Annotated in this window: 14 protein-coding genes and 1 other annotated feature; of the genes, 12 read left to right on the top strand and 2 right to left on the bottom strand. The window is 44.2% G+C overall.

All coding sequences use genetic code 11. The annotated features are described in order from the left end of the window. Window positions 1-48: 48 nt before the first annotated feature. Both lon and yihA read left to right on the top strand, forming a co-directional pair. Complete coding sequence (lon, locus tag JQX68_RS14210) at window positions 49-2,373, top strand: endopeptidase La (protein ID WP_147772320.1); 2,325 nt, start codon at window positions 49-51, stop codon at window positions 2,371-2,373. Next, complete coding sequence (gene yihA / locus JQX68_RS14205) at window positions 2,370-2,957, top strand: ribosome biogenesis GTP-binding protein YihA/YsxC (RefSeq protein ID WP_014114673.1); 588 nt, start codon at window positions 2,370-2,372, stop codon at window positions 2,955-2,957. The genes lon and yihA overlap by 4 nt, the downstream gene beginning before the upstream one ends. Before the next feature lie 21 nt (window positions 2,958-2,978). On the opposite strand, the gene JQX68_RS14200 is transcribed toward yihA, so the two are convergent. Next, on the bottom strand, window positions 2,979-3,476 hold the full coding sequence (locus JQX68_RS14200; protein ID WP_015714465.1) for a hypothetical protein: 498 nt from the start codon (window positions 3,474-3,476) through the stop codon (window positions 2,979-2,981). A gap of 229 nt (window positions 3,477-3,705) precedes the next feature. Here JQX68_RS14200 and hemA point away from each other — a divergent pair, with 229 nt between their 5' ends. From hemA to cotN, 8 genes are all read left to right on the top strand, one after another. Further along, window positions 3,706-5,073, top strand: a complete 1,368-nt coding sequence (hemA, locus tag JQX68_RS14195; protein WP_014664862.1) for a glutamyl-tRNA reductase — start codon at window positions 3,706-3,708, stop codon at window positions 5,071-5,073. Window positions 5,074-5,080: 7 nt separating this feature from the next. Further along, window positions 5,081-5,911: a cytochrome c biogenesis protein gene (locus JQX68_RS14190; protein WP_003222575.1), complete on the top strand. Its 831-nt coding sequence runs from the start codon at window positions 5,081-5,083 to the stop codon at window positions 5,909-5,911. Window positions 5,912-5,943: 32 nt separating this feature from the next. Beyond that, entirely contained in the window at window positions 5,944-6,888 is a 945-nt protein-coding gene (gene hemC, locus JQX68_RS14185; protein WP_080478258.1) for a hydroxymethylbilane synthase, read from the top strand. Next, window positions 6,878-7,666 carry a uroporphyrinogen-III synthase gene (gene hemD, locus JQX68_RS14180; protein WP_071581541.1) on the top strand — a complete coding sequence of 263 codons (789 nt, stop codon included), beginning with the start codon at window positions 6,878-6,880 and terminating at the stop codon, window positions 7,664-7,666. The genes hemC and hemD overlap by 11 nt, the downstream gene beginning before the upstream one ends. Then, window positions 7,663-8,637: a porphobilinogen synthase gene (gene hemB, locus JQX68_RS14175; RefSeq protein ID WP_071581540.1), complete on the top strand. Its 975-nt coding sequence runs from the start codon at window positions 7,663-7,665 to the stop codon at window positions 8,635-8,637. Before hemD ends, hemB begins: the two co-directional genes overlap by 4 nt. A 29-nt stretch (window positions 8,638-8,666) precedes the next feature. After that, a complete protein-coding gene (hemL, locus tag JQX68_RS14170; protein ID WP_147772319.1) occupies window positions 8,667-9,959 on the top strand; it encodes a glutamate-1-semialdehyde 2,1-aminomutase in 1,293 nt (430 codons plus the stop codon). Between the two features lie 130 nt (window positions 9,960-10,089). Next, entirely contained in the window at window positions 10,090-11,778 is a 1,689-nt protein-coding gene (locus JQX68_RS14165) for a LysM peptidoglycan-binding domain-containing protein (protein ID WP_147772318.1), read from the top strand. A gap of 32 nt (window positions 11,779-11,810) precedes the next feature. Beyond that, window positions 11,811-12,836 carry a spore coat protein CotN gene (cotN, locus tag JQX68_RS14160; RefSeq protein ID WP_147772317.1) on the top strand — a complete coding sequence of 342 codons (1,026 nt, stop codon included), beginning with the start codon at window positions 11,811-11,813 and terminating at the stop codon, window positions 12,834-12,836. A gap of 18 nt (window positions 12,837-12,854) precedes the next feature. Here the strand turns inward: cotN and JQX68_RS14155 are convergent, their stop codons facing one another. Then, window positions 12,855-13,046: a hypothetical protein gene (locus tag JQX68_RS14155; RefSeq protein ID WP_003222590.1), complete on the bottom strand. Its 192-nt coding sequence runs from the start codon at window positions 13,044-13,046 to the stop codon at window positions 12,855-12,857. Between the two features lie 165 nt (window positions 13,047-13,211). Then, window positions 13,212-13,434 (top strand) — a binding site (T-box leader). A gap of 59 nt (window positions 13,435-13,493) precedes the next feature. Here JQX68_RS14155 and valS point away from each other — a divergent pair. After that, entirely contained in the window at window positions 13,494-16,136 is a 2,643-nt protein-coding gene (gene valS / locus JQX68_RS14150; protein ID WP_014664855.1) for a valine--tRNA ligase, read from the top strand. Between the two features lie 59 nt (window positions 16,137-16,195). Then, a complete protein-coding gene (locus JQX68_RS14145) occupies window positions 16,196-17,488 on the top strand; it encodes a bifunctional folylpolyglutamate synthase/dihydrofolate synthase (RefSeq protein ID WP_147772316.1) in 1,293 nt (430 codons plus the stop codon). The last annotated feature ends 28 nt before the right edge of the window (window positions 17,489-17,516 follow it).

Raw genomic sequence — 17,516 nt, 5'->3', positions numbered from 1 at the left:
AAGTTGTATTATAATGGTTCATACTAAAGTCACGGAGGTGTCAGTCACATGGCAGAAGAATTAAAACGCAGCATCCCGCTCCTCCCTTTAAGAGGTTTATTAGTGTACCCGACGATGGTTTTGCATTTAGATGTAGGACGTGACAAGTCGGTTCAGGCTCTTGAACAGGCAATGATGCATGATCATATGATATTTTTAGCCACTCAGCAGGATATTTCGATAGACGAACCTGGTGAAGACGAGATTTTCACTGTCGGCACCTATACAAAAATTAAACAAATGCTGAAGCTTCCGAACGGTACGATTCGTGTGTTGGTGGAGGGCCTCAAGCGCGCCCAAATTGTTAAATATAATGAACACGAGGAATACACGTCGGTTGACATTCAACTCATTCATGAAGATGATTCAAAAGATACAGAAGACGAAGCGTTGATGCGGACTTTGCTAGACCACTTTGATCAGTACATAAAAATTTCTAAAAAAATCTCGGCCGAAACGTACGCCACGGTTACTGATATCGAAGAGCCGGGGAGAATGGCAGACATCGTTGCTTCTCATCTGCCCCTTAAACTAAAGGATAAGCAGGATATTTTAGAAACGGCAGATGTCAAAGACAGGCTGAACAAGGTCATTGATTTTATTAATAATGAAAAAGAAGTGCTGGAGATTGAGAAAAAAATCGGCCAGCGTGTCAAACGTTCAATGGAACGTACGCAGAAGGAATACTATTTGCGTGAACAGATGAAGGCGATCCAAAAAGAGCTTGGCGATAAAGAAGGCAAAACTGGCGAAGTTCAGACGCTGACTGAAAAAATTGAAGAAGCAGGCATGCCTGATCATGTGAAGGAAACAGCCCTTAAGGAATTGAACAGATATGAAAAAATTCCGTCAAGTTCTGCGGAAAGCTCCGTCATCCGCAGCTATATCGACTGGCTGATTGCTCTCCCGTGGACGGATGAAACAGATGATAAGCTTGATTTGAAAGAAGCAGGACGTCTCTTGGACGAAGAGCATCACGGACTTGAAAAAGTGAAAGAACGTATTTTAGAATATTTGGCTGTCCAGAAGCTGACAAAATCCCTGAAAGGCCCGATCCTCTGTTTGGCAGGACCTCCAGGTGTCGGAAAGACATCTTTAGCCAAATCAATTGCAAAAAGCTTGGGACGGAAATTCGTCAGAATCTCACTCGGAGGAGTACGGGATGAATCAGAGATCCGCGGACACAGACGAACCTATGTAGGAGCAATGCCAGGACGGATTATACAAGGGATGAAAAAAGCCGGCAAGCTGAATCCAGTTTTCTTATTAGATGAAATTGACAAAATGTCATCTGATTTTAGAGGAGACCCGTCATCTGCTATGCTTGAAGTGCTTGATCCAGAGCAAAACAGCAGCTTCAGTGATCACTATATTGAAGAAACCTTTGATTTATCAAAAGTGCTGTTTATCGCAACGGCGAACAATTTGGCTACAATTCCAGGGCCGCTCAGAGATAGAATGGAAATTATTAATATCGCAGGCTACACAGAAATAGAAAAACTCGAAATCGTAAAGGATCACTTGCTTCCAAAGCAGATCAAAGAACACGGGCTGAAGAAAAGCAACTTGCAGCTGCGTGATCAGGCGATTCTTGACATTATTCGTTACTATACGAGAGAAGCGGGTGTAAGAAGCCTTGAACGCCAGCTTGCCGCAATTTGCCGTAAAGCTGCAAAAGCCATTGTTGCTGAAGAGCGAAAACGAATTACGGTTACTGAGAAGAACCTTCAAGATTTTATCGGAAAACGCATTTTCAGATATGGACAAGCTGAAACAGAGGATCAAGTTGGTGTAGTGACAGGGCTTGCGTATACAACCGTTGGCGGAGATACGCTTTCGATTGAAGTATCGCTTTCACCGGGAAAAGGGAAATTAATCCTGACTGGAAAGCTCGGAGATGTAATGAGAGAGTCAGCTCAGGCAGCATTCAGCTATGTGCGATCCAAAACAGAAGAACTTGGCATTGAACCTGACTTTCATGAGAAGTATGATATTCATATACATGTACCAGAGGGTGCGGTGCCTAAGGATGGTCCGTCAGCCGGCATTACGATGGCAACAGCACTTGTTTCTGCTTTAACGGGGCGGGCAGTTTCTCGTGAAGTCGGCATGACTGGGGAAATTACGCTTCGCGGGCGCGTGCTGCCAATCGGCGGACTGAAGGAAAAAGCGCTTGGCGCACATAGAGCGGGATTGAAGACCATTATTGCGCCTAAAGAGAATGAAAAAGATATAGAGGATATTCCTGAAAGCGTCAGAGAGGGGCTGACATTTATATTGGCATCCCACCTAGACGAAGTTTTGGAACATGCCTTAGTAGGAGAGAAGAAATGAAAGTCACAAAGTCAGAAATCGTGATCAGTGCAGTAAAACCGGAACAGTACCCTGAAGGAGGGCTACCGGAAATTGCATTGGCCGGAAGATCAAACGTAGGAAAATCGTCTTTTATCAATTCATTAATCAATCGCAAAAATCTTGCGAGAACATCGTCAAAGCCTGGAAAAACACAAACGCTTAATTTCTACATTATCAATGATGAACTGCATTTTGTGGATGTGCCGGGGTACGGTTTTGCCAAAGTGTCAAAGTCTGAGCGTGAAGCTTGGGGCAGAATGATTGAAACCTATATCACGACACGCGAGGAATTAAAAGCAGTGGTACAGATCGTTGATTTGCGGCATGCGCCATCCAATGATGATGTACAGATGTATGAATTCTTAAAGTATTACGGCATTCCTGTTATTATTATCGCTACAAAGGCGGATAAGATCCCGAAAGGAAAATGGGACAAACACGCGAAGGTTGTCCGACAAACATTAAATATTGATCCGGAAGACGAGCTGATTCTCTTTTCCTCAGAAACGAAAAAGGGGAAAGACGAAGCTTGGGGAGCGATCAAAAAAATGATAAACCGGTAGAGAATCCTCTACCGGTTTTATTTATCGTATAGATTTTTTCCGTTTTATCAATAATAACAATAAACTGATTCCAATAAAGACAAACGGCCAATACTCCTTCAGAAGTGCTGTTGGAATATGCGCAGACTCAAGCCACGCCATAATTTGTTTGAAAAAGTACAAAAACAGGGAAAAACAAATCATCGACACAGCCTCATATACATATTCTTTTTTTTGAACGGTTGAAACGAGTAGTGAGAAGCCGATCATAAAGAGAAGCATTTCAAAATCATCCGGCCACCATACCCATTTCGGCTTGGCAAAAAAGTGTAAACCGATCCCGAAGAGAAGCAAACCGATAAAGAAATGGGGTGCAACGGCTTCTTTTTTTCCTTGATATACAAAGGCTGCGCCTAACAGCATGAGGAGAACAGGCCATTGATCCTGTCCTGAAAACAGTTCCGCTTGGCCGCTTTCAAGCCAAGCATATACAGAAGCGGCAAGCAGCAGACAAGGGAATAAAATTGATTTTTGTTTCATGCATATCACCTTCTTGTTTTTTAGAGCTGATGTGTAGTAAATTTCTGCTGTTTTTGGTATTGTCAATAGGAATGCTTCTTTTCCCTGAAGCTTTTTCTAATATAGCATAAGAATTTTAAAATCTGTTCACATTTTGTGAAAGAATCTATGTTATAATTATTATAAATAATGAGTTCTATGTTAGAATAATTATAAATTAAGATTGGGTGTTGGGGGTGTAATTAAAGCGATGCATATACTTGTTGTGGGAGTAGATTATAAATCCGCCCCTATTGAGATACGTGAAAAAGTAAGTTTTCAGCCGAATGAGCTGGCAGACGCAATGGTGCAGCTGAAAGAAGAGAAAAGCATTCTGGAAAACATCATTGTCTCCACCTGCAACCGCACTGAAATTTATGCGGTAGTCGACCAGCTCCATACCGGCCGTTATTATATAAAAAAGTTCTTAGCTGATTGGTTTCAATTAAGCAAAGAAGAGCTGTCACCGTTCTTAACGTTTTATGAGAGCGATGCAGCTGTTGAGCATTTATTCCGTGTAGCCTGCGGACTTGACTCTATGGTGATTGGCGAAACGCAGATTCTCGGACAGGTACGCGACAGCTTTAAAACAGCTCAGCAAGAAAAAACGATCGGGACTATTTTTAATGAGCTGTTTAAGCAGGCCGTTACAGTCGGCAAACGGACTCACGCCGAAACAGACATTGGCTCAAATGCGGTGTCTGTAAGCTATGCTGCAGTTGAACTTGCTAAAAAAATCTTCGGAAATCTCTCAAGCAAGCACATATTGATTCTCGGTGCGGGAAAAATGGGCGAGCTTGCTGCGGAAAACCTGCACGGACAAGGAATCGGCAAGGTCACTGTCATTAACCGAACATACTTGAAAGCGAAAGAGCTTGCTGACCGTTTCTCCGGTGAAGCGAGAAGCTTGAATCAGCTTGAAAGCGCGCTTGCGGAGGCTGATATTCTAATCAGTTCAACCGGTGCAAGTGAATTTGTCGTGTCCAAAGAGATGATGGAAAACGCGAATAAGCTTCGCAAGGGACGTCCGCTGTTTATGGTGGACATTGCCGTGCCTAGAGATCTTGATCCGGCGCTGAATGATCTTGAAGGTGTTTTTCTTTATGATATCGACGATCTGGAAGGCATTGTAGAAGCGAACATGAAAGAGCGGAGAGAAACCGCTGAAAAAGTTGAACTGTTAATTGAAGAAACCATTGTCGAATTTAAACAATGGATGAATACACTTGGTGTTGTGCCGGTTATTTCTGCATTGCGCGAAAAGGCGCTTGCCATCCAGTCAGAAACGATGGACAGCATCGAGCGTAAGCTGCCTCATTTAAGCACAAGAGAGAAAAAACTGTTGAACAAACACACCAAAAGTATCATTAACCAAATGCTGCGTGATCCGATTTTAAAGGTGAAAGAGCTTGCAGCAGATGTTGATTCTGAAGAAAAGCTCGCGTTGTTTATGCAGATTTTTGATATTGAAGAAGCTGCGGGACGTCAAATGATGAAAACCCTTGAAAGCAGCCAGAAGGTCCACTCTTTTAAAAAGGCTGAATCAAAAGCGGGCTTTAGCCCACTTGTAAGTGAGTGAAAGCTGAATGATTGATACTGCAATGGCAAGACTTAATGAGGGGACAATCGTCATTTACGCGTTAAGTGTACTCTTTTATTTTATAGATTTTCTTCAACACAACCGGAAGGCTGGAAAAATGGCCTTCTGGTTGCTTTCTATTGTCTGGACTCTGCAAACCGTGTATTTGGCCTATTTTATGTGGGTGACGGGGCGGTTTCCGGTATTAAATGTCACGGAGGCGCTTTATTTTTATGCCTGGGTGCTTGTCACGCTGTCACTTGTACTGACAAAGCTTTTACGTGTTGACTTTATTGTGTTTTTTACAAATGTTATAGGATTTTCTATGATCGCCATTCACACATTTTCACCGACAGAGCAGCAGTCAGCGGCTTTTTCCGGGCAGCTTGTGTCAGAACTTTTGGTGATTCATATTACAATGGCGATTCTTTCATACGGTGCTTTTTCCCTTTCTTTCGTTTTTTCTGTGTTGTACATGTTTCAATATCATCTGCTGAAAAAGAAAAAGTGGGGAAAATGGCTGTTGAGAATAGAAGATTTATCAAAGCTTGATTATATGGCGTATGTTTTAAATGTGATCGGGGTTCCGATGCTGCTGCTGAGTTTGATTCTCGGCGTCATTTGGGCGTATGTCTCACTAGAAACGCTGTATTGGTTTGACGCCAAAGTGCTTGGTTCGTTTGTCGTCCTGCTGCTGTACAGCTATTATCTTTATATCAGGCTGATTAAAGAGCTGCAAGGAAAGGTCGCTGCACTGTGGAATACGGCTTGTTTTCTCGTGCTGATGATCAATTATTTCCTGCTTGGAAGCCTGTCGCAATTCCATTGGTTCAGTTAAATGATGTCCCAAGCAGATTCGGGAGGAAAGAAATGATGAGAACGATTAAAGTAGGTTCCAGACGAAGCAAACTCGCTATGACTCAAACAAAATGGGTTATCCAAAAACTAAAAGAAATTAACCCTTCGTTTGCTTTTGAAATTAAAGAGATCGTGACAAAGGGTGACCGGATTGTCGATGTCACACTCTCAAAAGTGGGTGGAAAAGGGCTGTTTGTCAAAGAAATTGAACAAGCGCTTTTAAACGAAGAAATTGATATGGCAGTGCACAGCATGAAGGACATGCCTGCTGTTTTGCCTGAAGGCCTTGTGATCGGCTGTATTCCTGAACGGGAAGATCCTCGTGATGCCCTTATTTCAAAAAATCGCGTAAAGCTTTCAGAAATGAAGGAAGGCGCTGTCATTGGCACAAGCAGTTTAAGAAGAAGCGCACAGCTTTTGATTGAGCGGCCTGACCTTACAATTAAATGGATTAGAGGGAATATAGATACGAGACTTCAAAAGCTTGAAACAGAGGATTATGACGCGATTATTTTAGCCGCTGCCGGCCTTTCCAGAATGGGGTGGAAGCAGGATGTCGTAACCGAATTCCTTGAGCCTGAGCGTTGTTTGCCTGCTGTGGGGCAAGGAGCACTGGCGATTGAGTGCCGAGAATCGGATGAAGAGCTGTTGGCGTTGTTTTCTCAGTTTACAGATGAATATACAAAACGGACTGTTTTGGCAGAACGTGCTTTTTTAAATGCGATGGAGGGCGGCTGCCAGGTTCCGATCGCAGGCTACTCCGTGTTAAACGGACAGGATGAAATTGAAATGACAGGGCTTGTCGCTTCTCCTGACGGCAAAATCATTTTTAAAGAAACCGTCATCGGCAACGATCCGGAAGAAGTAGGAAAGCGCTGTGCCGCTCTTATGGCTGACAAAGGAGCAAAAGATTTAATTGATCGTGTAAAACGGGAGCTTGATGAGGATGGAAAATGATTTTCCCCTGAAAGGAAAAACAGTGCTTGTCACCCGGAATAAGGCACAGGCAACATCATTTCAGCACAAAGTGGAGGCGCTTGGCGGAAAAGCGGTTTTGACCTCTTTGATTACGTTTCGCCCCGCTTTGCCGAATGATGTTGCGGAACAGGTGAGAGAGGATCTTGCCGCGCCAGGCTGGCTTGTTTTTACAAGCGTGAATGGGGCAGACTTCTTTTTTTCTTATCTGAAGGAAAATCAGCTTATTCTCCCTGCACATAAAAAAATTGCGGCCGTCGGTGAAAAAACCGCCCGCCGTTTAAAAACGCATAACGTATCGGTTGATGTGATGCCGCAGGACTATATTGCTGAACAATTGGCTGCCGCTCTTAAGCAGCATGCTGAACCGGGAGAGCGGATTACCGTGATGAAGGGGAATTTGTCACGTGATGTGATAAAACAAGAGCTTGTTCCGCTCGGTTTTGAAGTGAAGGAATGGGTTCTCTACGAAACGATTCCGGACGAAGAAGGCATCAAAGCACTGAAGAAGGCTGCGGGTCAATATTCCTTTGACTATGTAACATTTACGAGTTCATCAACCGTACATACGTTTATGCATGTCTTGGGAGAAGAATTAAAAAAGTGGAAGGCGAATGAGACTGCCTGTATCACCATCGGACCTTTAACAAGGGACGCCCTTCTGACGTATGGCATTACATCGTATACACCAGATACATTTACAATAGATGGCATGCTTGAGTTAATGTGCAGCATGTCTAGAGAGGAAGAGAGAATATGAGTCAATCATTTAATAGACACCGCCGCCTGCGGACATCAAATGCAATGAGAGAGATGGTAAAGGAAACACGTTTGCATCCATCCGATTTTATCTATCCGATTTTTGTCGTTGAAGGGCTTGAAGGCAAAAAAGCTGTTCCGTCAATGCCTGATGTTTATCATGTATCATTAGATCTATTGAAGGATGAAGTAGCTGAGCTGGTCAAACTGGGAATTCAATCTGTTATCGTGTTCGGCATCCCGGAAGAAAAGGATGATTGCGGAACTCAAGCGTACCACGATCATGGTATCGTTCAAAAAGCCATCACGGAAATTAAAAAACACTTCCCTGAAATGGTGGTTGTCGCTGACACGTGCTTATGCGAATATACAGACCACGGCCATTGTGGACTTGTCAAAGACGGGGTCATCCTCAATGATGAATCGCTTGAGCTTTTGGCGCAGACAGCTGTCAGCCAAGCGAAGGCAGGTGCGGATATCATTGCGCCATCAAACATGATGGACGGATTTGTTACAGTGATCAGAGAAGCGCTCGATAAAGAAGGATTCGTCAATATTCCAATCATGTCTTACGCTGTAAAATATTCAAGTGAGTTTTACGGTCCGTTCCGTGACGCAGCAAACAGCACACCGCAATTTGGTGACCGCAAAACATATCAGATGGATCCTGCCAACCGTATGGAGGCACTCCGCGAAGCACAATCAGATGTCGAGGAAGGCGCGGACTTTTTGATTGTCAAACCTTCGCTTTCATATATGGATATCATGCGTGACGTGAAAAATGAGTTTACTTTGCCGCTCGTCGCTTATAATGTAAGCGGAGAGTATTCAATGGTGAAGGCTGCAGCTCAGAACGGCTGGATCAAGGAAAAAGAAATTGTGTTGGAAATTTTGACAAGCATGAAGCGCGCGGGTGCGGACCTGATTATTACGTATCATGCGAAAGACGCAGCGAAATGGCTTGCGGAGTAATTTTATTCAGTTGACAGGAGTTGAGGCAGATGAGAAGCTATGAAAAATCAAAATCGGCTTTTAAAGAAGCACAAAAACTCATGCCGGGTGGTGTGAACAGTCCCGTTCGCGCATTTAAATCGGTAGACATGGACCCGATTTTTATGGAGCGCGGAAAAGGCTCGAAAATCTTTGATATTGACGGGAATGAATATATTGACTACGTCTTGTCATGGGGGCCTTTAATTTTAGGACATACGAATGACCGCGTTGTTGAAAGCCTTAAAAAAGTGGCTGAATACGGGACAAGCTTCGGTGCTCCGACAGAAGTGGAAAATGAACTGGCAAAGCTCGTCATTGATCGTGTGCCATCTGTAGAAATTGTACGTATGGTCAGCTCCGGAACGGAGGCTACAATGAGCGCCCTCCGTTTGGCAAGGGGCTATACGGGCCGCAACAAGATTCTAAAATTTGAGGGCTGCTACCACGGACACGGCGATTCCCTCTTGATTAAAGCGGGTTCAGGTGTAGCCACTCTCGGTCTGCCTGACAGCCCTGGTGTGCCTGAAGGCATTGCAAAAAATACCATCACCGTTCCGTACAATGATTTAGAAAGTGTAAAGCTTGCTTTCCAGCAATTCGGTGAAGACATTGCGGGAGTCATCGTAGAGCCGGTTGCCGGAAATATGGGCGTTGTTCCGCCGCAAGAAGGCTTCCTGCAGGGTCTGCGTGATATCACTGAGCAATATGGCTCCCTACTGATTTTTGATGAAGTGATGACAGGCTTCCGCGTCGACTATAACTGCGCTCAAGGCTACTTCGGCGTAACGCCTGACCTGACTTGTTTAGGAAAAGTAATCGGGGGCGGACTTCCTGTCGGCGCTTATGGCGGAAAGGCAGAAATCATGGAACAGATCGCTCCGAGCGGTCCGATCTATCAAGCGGGTACATTGTCAGGCAACCCGCTTGCGATGACGGCTGGATTAGAGACATTGAAGCAGCTGACACCTGAATCCTACAAGAATTTCATCAAAAAAGGCGACAGGCTGGAAGAAGGAATTTCAAAAGCCGCCGAGGCACATGGCATTCCGCATACCTTTAACCGTGCAGGTTCCATGATTGGTTTCTTCTTTACAAACGAACCTGTCATCAATTATGAAACAGCGAAATCATCAGATTTGAAGCTGTTTGCAAGCTATTATAAAGGGATTGCAAATGAAGGGGTATTCCTTCCGCCATCACAATTCGAAGGACTGTTTCTCTCAACGGCCCATACTGATGAAGATATTGAAAACACAATCCAGGCAGCTGAGAACGTATTTGCTGAGATCAGCCGCAGATAAGAGTGAAAACCGGCCTCAAGGACTCCTTGTGCCGGTTTTTTCGTGCGCTCCCACTCATATTTTCTCCAGTTCATACATACACCTTTAGTGACATCTAATTTTAAGGATTAGATGAAAGGAGGATATGAACTTGCCGCAAAATCATCGATTGCAATTTTCTGTAGAAGAATCGATCTGTTTCCAAAAAGGACAGGAAGTTTCTGAACTGCTTTCAATTTCATTAGATCCTGATATCAGGGTTCAGGAAGTAAATGATTATGTATCAATCAGAGGATCGCTTGAACTTACAGGTGAGTACAACATAGATCAAAACAAACATACCGAAGAGATGTATACAGATAAGCGGTTTGTTGAGCAAGTCAGAAAGAGAGAGGATGGAAGTGCGGAACTGGCTCACTGTTTTCCTGTGGATATTACCATTCCAAAAAATAAAGTGAGCCATTTACAGGATGTCTTTGTTTTTATTGACGCATTTGACTATCAATTAACGGATTCGCGCATTTTAACAATTCAAGCTGATTTAGCGATCGAAGGTCTTTTGGATGATACGCAAGACAAAGAACCGGAGATACCTTTATATGAAGCTCCTGAGGCATTCAGGGAGGAAGAGCTTTCAGAGCCGCCGGCACATAATGTAGAAGAACCAGGTGCATCATCGGCAGAGAAAGCAGTTCTTCAGGATGAACCGCCAGAACTTTTTGTCTCAAAAGCAGGGCTCCGTGAAGAACTGGAGACAGAAAAAGCAGAATCTGAGCCGCCTGAATCGGTTGCTTCAGAACCAGAGGCCAGAGAAGATGGAAAAGAGGAAGACGAGGCTGAAGAGCCTGCAGTGATGGAAGCAGAGGTTCGTACAGAAAAAGCAGAATCGGAGCCAGAACCTGCTGCTTCAGAAATAGAGATTCAAGAGATCGTTAAAGCAAAAAAAGAAACGGCAGAGCCGGCAGCTGCAGCAGATGTTCGTGAAAAAGCAGACTCTCCAGCGGAGGATGAGCTTCGTGAACACGCTGGCGCAGAAGAATCGCCTGCATTGGAAGCTGAACTTCATTCAGAGACTGTGGTCAAAGAGGAAAAAGCAGAAACATCTATTCATGAATACGCATTGCGTCAAGAGGCTCAAAAAGAAGAGCCTCAATCGGATCAGGCTGGTACGGCGCTTTGTCAAGAAGAGCCGGAACCGGATGGAGCTTTGGAGAATGTACCAGAGGCCGCTCTCTCCATAGAAGATAGCAGAGAATCAGCTTCAGCTGTATATGCGGAGAATGACAAAGCCGATTTACATTTCCATTTCCATCAAAAAACAGGCTCAGAGGAGGATCAAGAAGAATCGCCTGAACCGGCCTATCGTACCTTCCTGCCCGAACAAGAAGAGGAGGATTCTTTTTATTCAGCGCCTAAGCTGCTGGAGGAGGAAGAACAAGAGGAAGAAAGCTTCGAAATTGAAGTGAGAAAAACACCACCGGCTGAAGAGCCTATGGAAGAAACACCTTTTCAATCCTTCCAGCTGCCTGAATCCTCTGAGACTGAAAGGAAGGAAACGAATGCTGTTCCTAGGGTTTCTCCTGCTGCTGAAACGAAGGAACCTCAAACAAAGGAAAGTGATAATTCTCTTTATCTAACGAAACTTTTTACAAGAGAAGAGGATGAGTTTTCGAGAATGAAAATCTGCATTGTGCAGCAGGAAGATACGATCGAACGTTTATGCGAACGGTATGAAATTACATCCCAGCAGCTGATCAGGATGAATTCTTTAGCCTTGGATGATGAATTAAAAGCAGGACAGATTCTCTATATTCCTCAATATAAAAATAGCCATGCATAAACCGTAAGCGATCGGAAAATGTGGTGAATGAAATGGAAGATACCCAATCGGTTCTTCAGGAATACGGACTGACTGCTCAATTTATTGAGCCTGTCAGTCCTCTTGTTTGGAAAGTGTATACAGACTACGGCGTATTCGCCCTGAAAAAGTTGAAAGAGGGTCGCGGCAGGCAATTTACAGATCATATGGTGGCGATTGAGGAAAAAGGTTTTCGTTCATTTGTTCCTGTATACAGAACAAATAGCGGTGAGTTTTTCTCAGCAGGCAGGCAATACGGAGATACCTACTATTTAATGCCTTGGCTCCAATTTGACCAAGAAGAAGAACGTGATCAGAAACATGCTTATTTATTTAGAGAGACAGCCCGCCTTCACGAAAGAACCATGCAGGAACTAAAGGTTAGGCGTGATGAGATTGAACGGTATTACGGTCAAACGAAAAAAAAGTGGGAACATGATAAGATCTTCTATGAACAGTTTGTGGATAGAGCAGAGAAGGAGTGGTACCTTTCTCCTTTTGAACTTCAGGCCATCACCTATTTTTCAGAAACCATCTCCGCGGTGAACTTTGCGCTGGAGCGGCTGGAGGACTGGTATGAGTCGGCAAAAGAAAAGGATGTTTCAAGGGTTGTAATGAACCACGGCAGCCTGTCTATACACCATTTTCTATATAATGATACCGGGACGGGATATTTTACAAACTTCGAAAGAGCTTCTGTCGGCCCGCCGCAAAACGACCTGCTCGGCTTTTTTACAAAAATGTTCAGAGGCTTTCCGAAAGCTTGTCCGGAATGCGTCGAATGGTTTTATGGATACACGAAATCATTTCCTTTACGTGAAGCGGAAGTCAGTCTATTTCTCAGCTATATGGCTTATCCGCAAGCCATGTACAAGGTGCTGAACGGTTATCAAGCCGGGAAAAGACAGCATGAAAAAGAAGAATGTACACAATTATTAAAGGCGTATTGGCAAATGAAAAATATAGAGCCGTTTGTGATGAAAATTCATCAGATTGAACAAGAGAAAAAATTTCAGGCTGAAAACGAGTCCACGTCTTAATGGCGCGGACTTGTTTGTTTATATCCATTCTAAATGAAGGGCGCAAGCTAAAAAGATTAGGATTGCGAGCAGCAAAACATCAAAGGTTGTCGGAAAGAAAATGGTTCTGATTCCTTGAAAAATCGTAATGGGAATAATCACTTGTGCGGATACAAGCCGAATTTGCCTGACCCATGGCGGCAGCGAATAAGAGCTGAAACGTTTCTTCACAGTGCATCCTCCTCTGCGCATTTACAAGCATCATATGTAAACTTGGGCAATAGGTGCCTGCCTATCTGTATAGAAAGCGGTGTTTTTGGAAAAGATGATTGACGAATCAAAAACACTTTTACTATAATAAAGAACATAAATAATGTATACAATGAGCTGATAAATACACCTGCTTAGAACGGGAAGAGTACAAAAAAGGCGCATGCAGAGAGAGAAGCCGTTTGCTGAAAGGCTTCTTATGCTGTCTGATTGGAAGGTCGCCCGGGAGCATAATTTCTTGAAGGAAGAGTAGAGAAATTCGGGAAACACCCGTTATCCGTTATAAGTGCATGAACTGATAGAGTTCATGAAAAAAGGTGGTACCGCGAAAGAGTTTTTCGTCCTTTTACAGGGATGAAGAGCTCTTTTTTCGTTCTCAGCCATTTTTAAACATGCTGGAGGGTTATGATGGAAACGAATGAACAAACAATGCCGACGAAATATGATCCGGCAGCGGTCGAAAAAGACCGATATGATTTTTGGCTAAAAGGCAAATTTTTTGAAGCGGGCAGTGACCAAGCAAAAGAGCCGTACTCTGTTGTTATCCCGCCGCCAAACGTAACTGGAAGACTACACCTTGGCCACGCATGGGATACAACGCTGCAAGACATTGTAACAAGAATGAAACGCATGCAGGGCTATGATGTGCTGTGGCTGCCTGGCATGGACCACGCCGGCATCGCGACACAGGCTAAAGTGGAGGCGAAACTTCGTGAAGAAGGCAAATCCCGCTACGATTTGGGCCGTGAAAAATTCCTCGAAGAAACGTGGAAGTGGAAGGAAGAGTATGCTGACTTTATTCGCAGCCAGTGGGCGAAATTAGGTCTTGGCCTTGATTATTCCCGGGAACGTTTTACGCTGGATGAGGGCTTAAGCAAAGCGGTACGGGAAGTATTCGTTAAGCTTTATGAAAAAGGCCTGATCTACAGAGGCGAATATATTATTAACTGGGACCCAGCGACAAAGACAGCCCTATCCGACATTGAGGTGATTTACAAGGATGTTCAAGGCGCGTTCTATCATATGAGCTATCCGCTTGCTGATGGGACAGGTTCAATTGAAATTGCGACGACACGTCCTGAAACGATGCTTGGTGATACAGCAGTTGCCGTGCACCCTGAAGACGAACGCTATAAACACCTTATTGGAAAAACGGTGATCCTGCCGATTGTAAATCGTGAAATTCCGATTGTCGGTGATGACTATGTTGATATGGAATTTGGTTCTGGTGCGGTGAAAATTACGCCTGCTCATGATCCGAACGACTTCGAGCTTGGCAACCGCCACAATTTAGAACGCATTCTTGTCATGAATGAAGATGGCACGATGAATGAAAATGCATTGCAATATCAAGGTATGGATCGTTTTGAATGCCGCAAAAAGCTCGTGAAAGATTTACAGGAAGCGGGAGTTCTCTTTAAAATCGAGGATCATATGCATTCTGTCGGCCATAGTGAACGAAGCGGGGCTGTTGTGGAGCCTTATCTTTCTACACAATGGTTCGTGCGCATGCAGCCGCTTGCTGATGCAGCGATTGAACTGCAAAAGAAAGAAGAAAAAGTCAATTTTGTGCCTGACCGTTTTGAAAAAACGTATTTACACTGGATGGAAAACATTCGCGATTGGTGTATCTCCCGTCAGTTGTGGTGGGGCCATCGTATTCCTGCCTGGTATCATAAAGAAACAGGAGAGCTATATGTCGGGCTTGAGGCGCCGGAGGATAGCGAAAATTGGGAACAGGATACAGACGTGCTGGATACATGGTTCAGTTCTGCGCTATGGCCTTTCTCCACAATGGGCTGGCCTGATGTAACAGCTGAAGACTTTAAACGTTACTATCCGACAGACGTTCTCGTGACAGGGTATGACATCATTTTCTTCTGGGTGTCACGCATGATTTTCCAAGGTATTGAATTTACAAACGAGCGCCCGTTCAAGGATGTTTTAATTCATGGCTTAATCCGTGACGAGCAAGGCCGGAAAATGAGTAAATCTCTTGGCAACGGTGTCGATCCGATGGATGTCATTGACAAGTACGGAGCTGATTCTCTGCGTTATTTCCTTGCGACTGGAAGCTCTCCTGGCCAGGATCTGCGCTTCAGCTATGAAAAAGTGGAATCGACATGGAATTTTGCCAATAAAATTTGGAACGCCTCTCGTTTTGCATTAATGAACATGGATGGCATGACGTACGATGAGCTTGATCTGTCAGGCGAAAAATCAGTCGCTGACAAGTGGATTTTAACGCGATTAAATGAAACGATCGAGCACGTGACTCAGCTTGCTGACCGATATGAATTTGGTGAAGTCGGACGCCATTTATATAACTTTATTTGGGATGATTTCTGTGACTGGTATATTGAAATGGCGAAGCTTCCGCTTTATGGAGAAGACGAAGCGGCTAAGAAAACTACCCGCTCCATCCTTGCTTACGTGCTTGATCAAACGATGCGTCTGCTCCATCCGTTTATGCCATTCTTAACGGAGGAAATTTGGCAGCACCTTCCTCACCAAGGGGAATCGATTACAGTAAGTCAATGGCCTGTTGTCGTGCCGGAGCATACCGATACTGAAGCGGCAGCTGACATGAAGCTTCTTGTTGAGCTGATCCGTTCTGTGCGTAATATCCGCAGTGAAGTCAATACGCCAATGAGCAAGCAGGTTGAACTGTATATTAAAACAAGCACAGACGAAATAGCAGCCCGCCTCGAAGCGAACCGTTCATATGTTGAACGCTTTACGAATCCGAGCGTGCTTAAAATCGGCACGGATATCGAGGCTGTTGATAAAGCGATGACGGCCGTTGTCTCAGGAGCAGAGGTTATTCTTCCGCTTGAAGGCTTAATTAATATTGATGAAGAAATTGCCCGTCTGCAAAAAGAATTCGATAAGCTGACGAAAGAAGTCGAGCGCGTCCAAAAGAAACTTGGAAATGAAGGATTTATGAAAAAAGCGCCTGCACACGTAATTGATGAAGAACGTGAAAAAGAAAAAGATTATGTGGCAAAGCGTGACGCTGTTCAAAAACGAATGGCTGAGCTGAAGGGCTAACGAAAAGCCGGGGCGGTTTCTAGAGAAACCGCCTTGTCTTATAAAAGAGGGGATTATCATTGTTTACTGCATATCAAGAAGCGCGCAGCTGGATTCACGGGCGGCTGAAATTCGGGGTGAAACCCGGGCTTGGCCGAATGGAGCAGCTGATGGCGCGTTTAGGACATCCTGAAAAAAAAATCCGCGCGCTCCACGTCGCAGGAACAAACGGTAAAGGATCAACTGTCGCTTTTATCCGTTCTATGCTGCAGGAAGCCGGATATACGGTAGGAACGTTTACATCGCCTTATATCATTACGTTTAATGAACGGATCAGCGTAAACGGGACACCGATTACAGATGAGGAATGGACAGCACTCGTTAATCAAATGAAACCGCACGTTGAAGCCCTTGATCAAACGGAACACGGGCAGCCGACAGAATTTGAAATTATGACGGCCTGTGCATTTTTATATTTTGCAGAATTTCATAAGGTTGATTTTGTTATTTTTGAAACAGGTTTGGGAGGCAGATTCGATTCTACGAATGTAGTAGAGCCGCTTTTAACTGTGATCACAAGCATCGGACACGATCATATGAACATTTTGGGAAACACCATTGAAGAAATTGCAGGAGAAAAGGCCGGTATTATTAAAGAAGGTATTCCAATCGTTACAGCAGTTACCCAGCCGGAAGCTTTACAGGTCATCCGCCATGAAGCTGAACAGCATGCTGCGCCGTTCCAGTCATTACATGATACCTGTGTTATTTTCAATGAAGAGGCTCTGCCTGCAGGAGAACAGTTTTCATTCAAAACGGGCGAAAAATGCTATGAAGATATTCGGACATCCTTGATTGGCACCCACCAAAGACAAAATGCTGCTTTATCCATTTTGGCTGCGGAGTGGCTCAATAAGGAGAGTATTGCCCATATCAGTGATGAAGCGTTAAGAAGCGGGCTTGTGAAGGCTGCTTGGCCGGGACGGTTAGAGCTTGTTCAAGAAGATCCTCCGGTTTACTTAGACGGTGCGCATAACGAAGAAGGTGTTGAAAAGCTGGCGGAAACGATGAAGCAGCGTTTCGCCAATTCACGCATTTCTGTGGTGTTTAGCGCATTAAAGGACAAACCGTATCAGAACATGATTAAAAGACTGGAAACCATAGCTGATGAGATTCATTTTGCTTCTTTTGATTTTCCCCGTGCTTCTCTTGCAAAAGATCTCTATGATGCAAGTGAAATCAGCAATAAAAGCTGGAGTGAAGATCCAGACGATGTGATCAAATTCATAGAAAGCAAAAAGGGCTCACATGAAATTGTGCTGATTACCGGATCTCTTTATTTTATTTCTGACATTCGCAAACGGTTGAAATAAACGCATCAGGTTCCGGCAGAATCGAAAA

It is taken from the genome of Bacillus sp. LJBS06 (assembly GCF_016924995.1).
Lineage (GTDB): Bacteria > Bacillota > Bacilli > Bacillales > Bacillaceae > Bacillus > Bacillus stercoris.
This window is presented reverse-complemented; position numbering and strand designations above follow the sequence as displayed.

What these genes read in the sequence shown, in the direction of transcription:
- lon (WP_147772320.1), top strand. Translation starts at nt 49, where the DNA reads ATGGCAGAAGAATTAAAACGCAGCATCCCGCTCCTCCCTTTAAGAGGT.
- yihA (WP_014114673.1), top strand. Translation starts at nt 2,370, where the DNA reads ATGAAAGTCACAAAGTCAGAAATCGTGATCAGTGCAGTAAAACCGGAA.
- JQX68_RS14200 (WP_015714465.1), bottom strand. Translation starts at nt 3,476, where the DNA reads ATGAAACAAAAATCAATTTTATTCCCTTGTCTGCTGCTTGCCGCTTCT.
- hemA (WP_014664862.1), top strand. Translation starts at nt 3,706, where the DNA reads ATGCATATACTTGTTGTGGGAGTAGATTATAAATCCGCCCCTATTGAG.
- JQX68_RS14190 (WP_003222575.1), top strand. Translation starts at nt 5,081, where the DNA reads ATGATTGATACTGCAATGGCAAGACTTAATGAGGGGACAATCGTCATT.
- hemC (WP_080478258.1), top strand. Translation starts at nt 5,944, where the DNA reads ATGATGAGAACGATTAAAGTAGGTTCCAGACGAAGCAAACTCGCTATG.
- hemD (WP_071581541.1), top strand. Translation starts at nt 6,878, where the DNA reads ATGGAAAATGATTTTCCCCTGAAAGGAAAAACAGTGCTTGTCACCCGG.
- hemB (WP_071581540.1), top strand. Translation starts at nt 7,663, where the DNA reads ATGAGTCAATCATTTAATAGACACCGCCGCCTGCGGACATCAAATGCA.
- hemL (WP_147772319.1), top strand. Translation starts at nt 8,667, where the DNA reads ATGAGAAGCTATGAAAAATCAAAATCGGCTTTTAAAGAAGCACAAAAA.
- cotN (WP_147772317.1), top strand. Translation starts at nt 11,811, where the DNA reads ATGGAAGATACCCAATCGGTTCTTCAGGAATACGGACTGACTGCTCAA.
- valS (WP_014664855.1), top strand. Translation starts at nt 13,494, where the DNA reads ATGGAAACGAATGAACAAACAATGCCGACGAAATATGATCCGGCAGCG.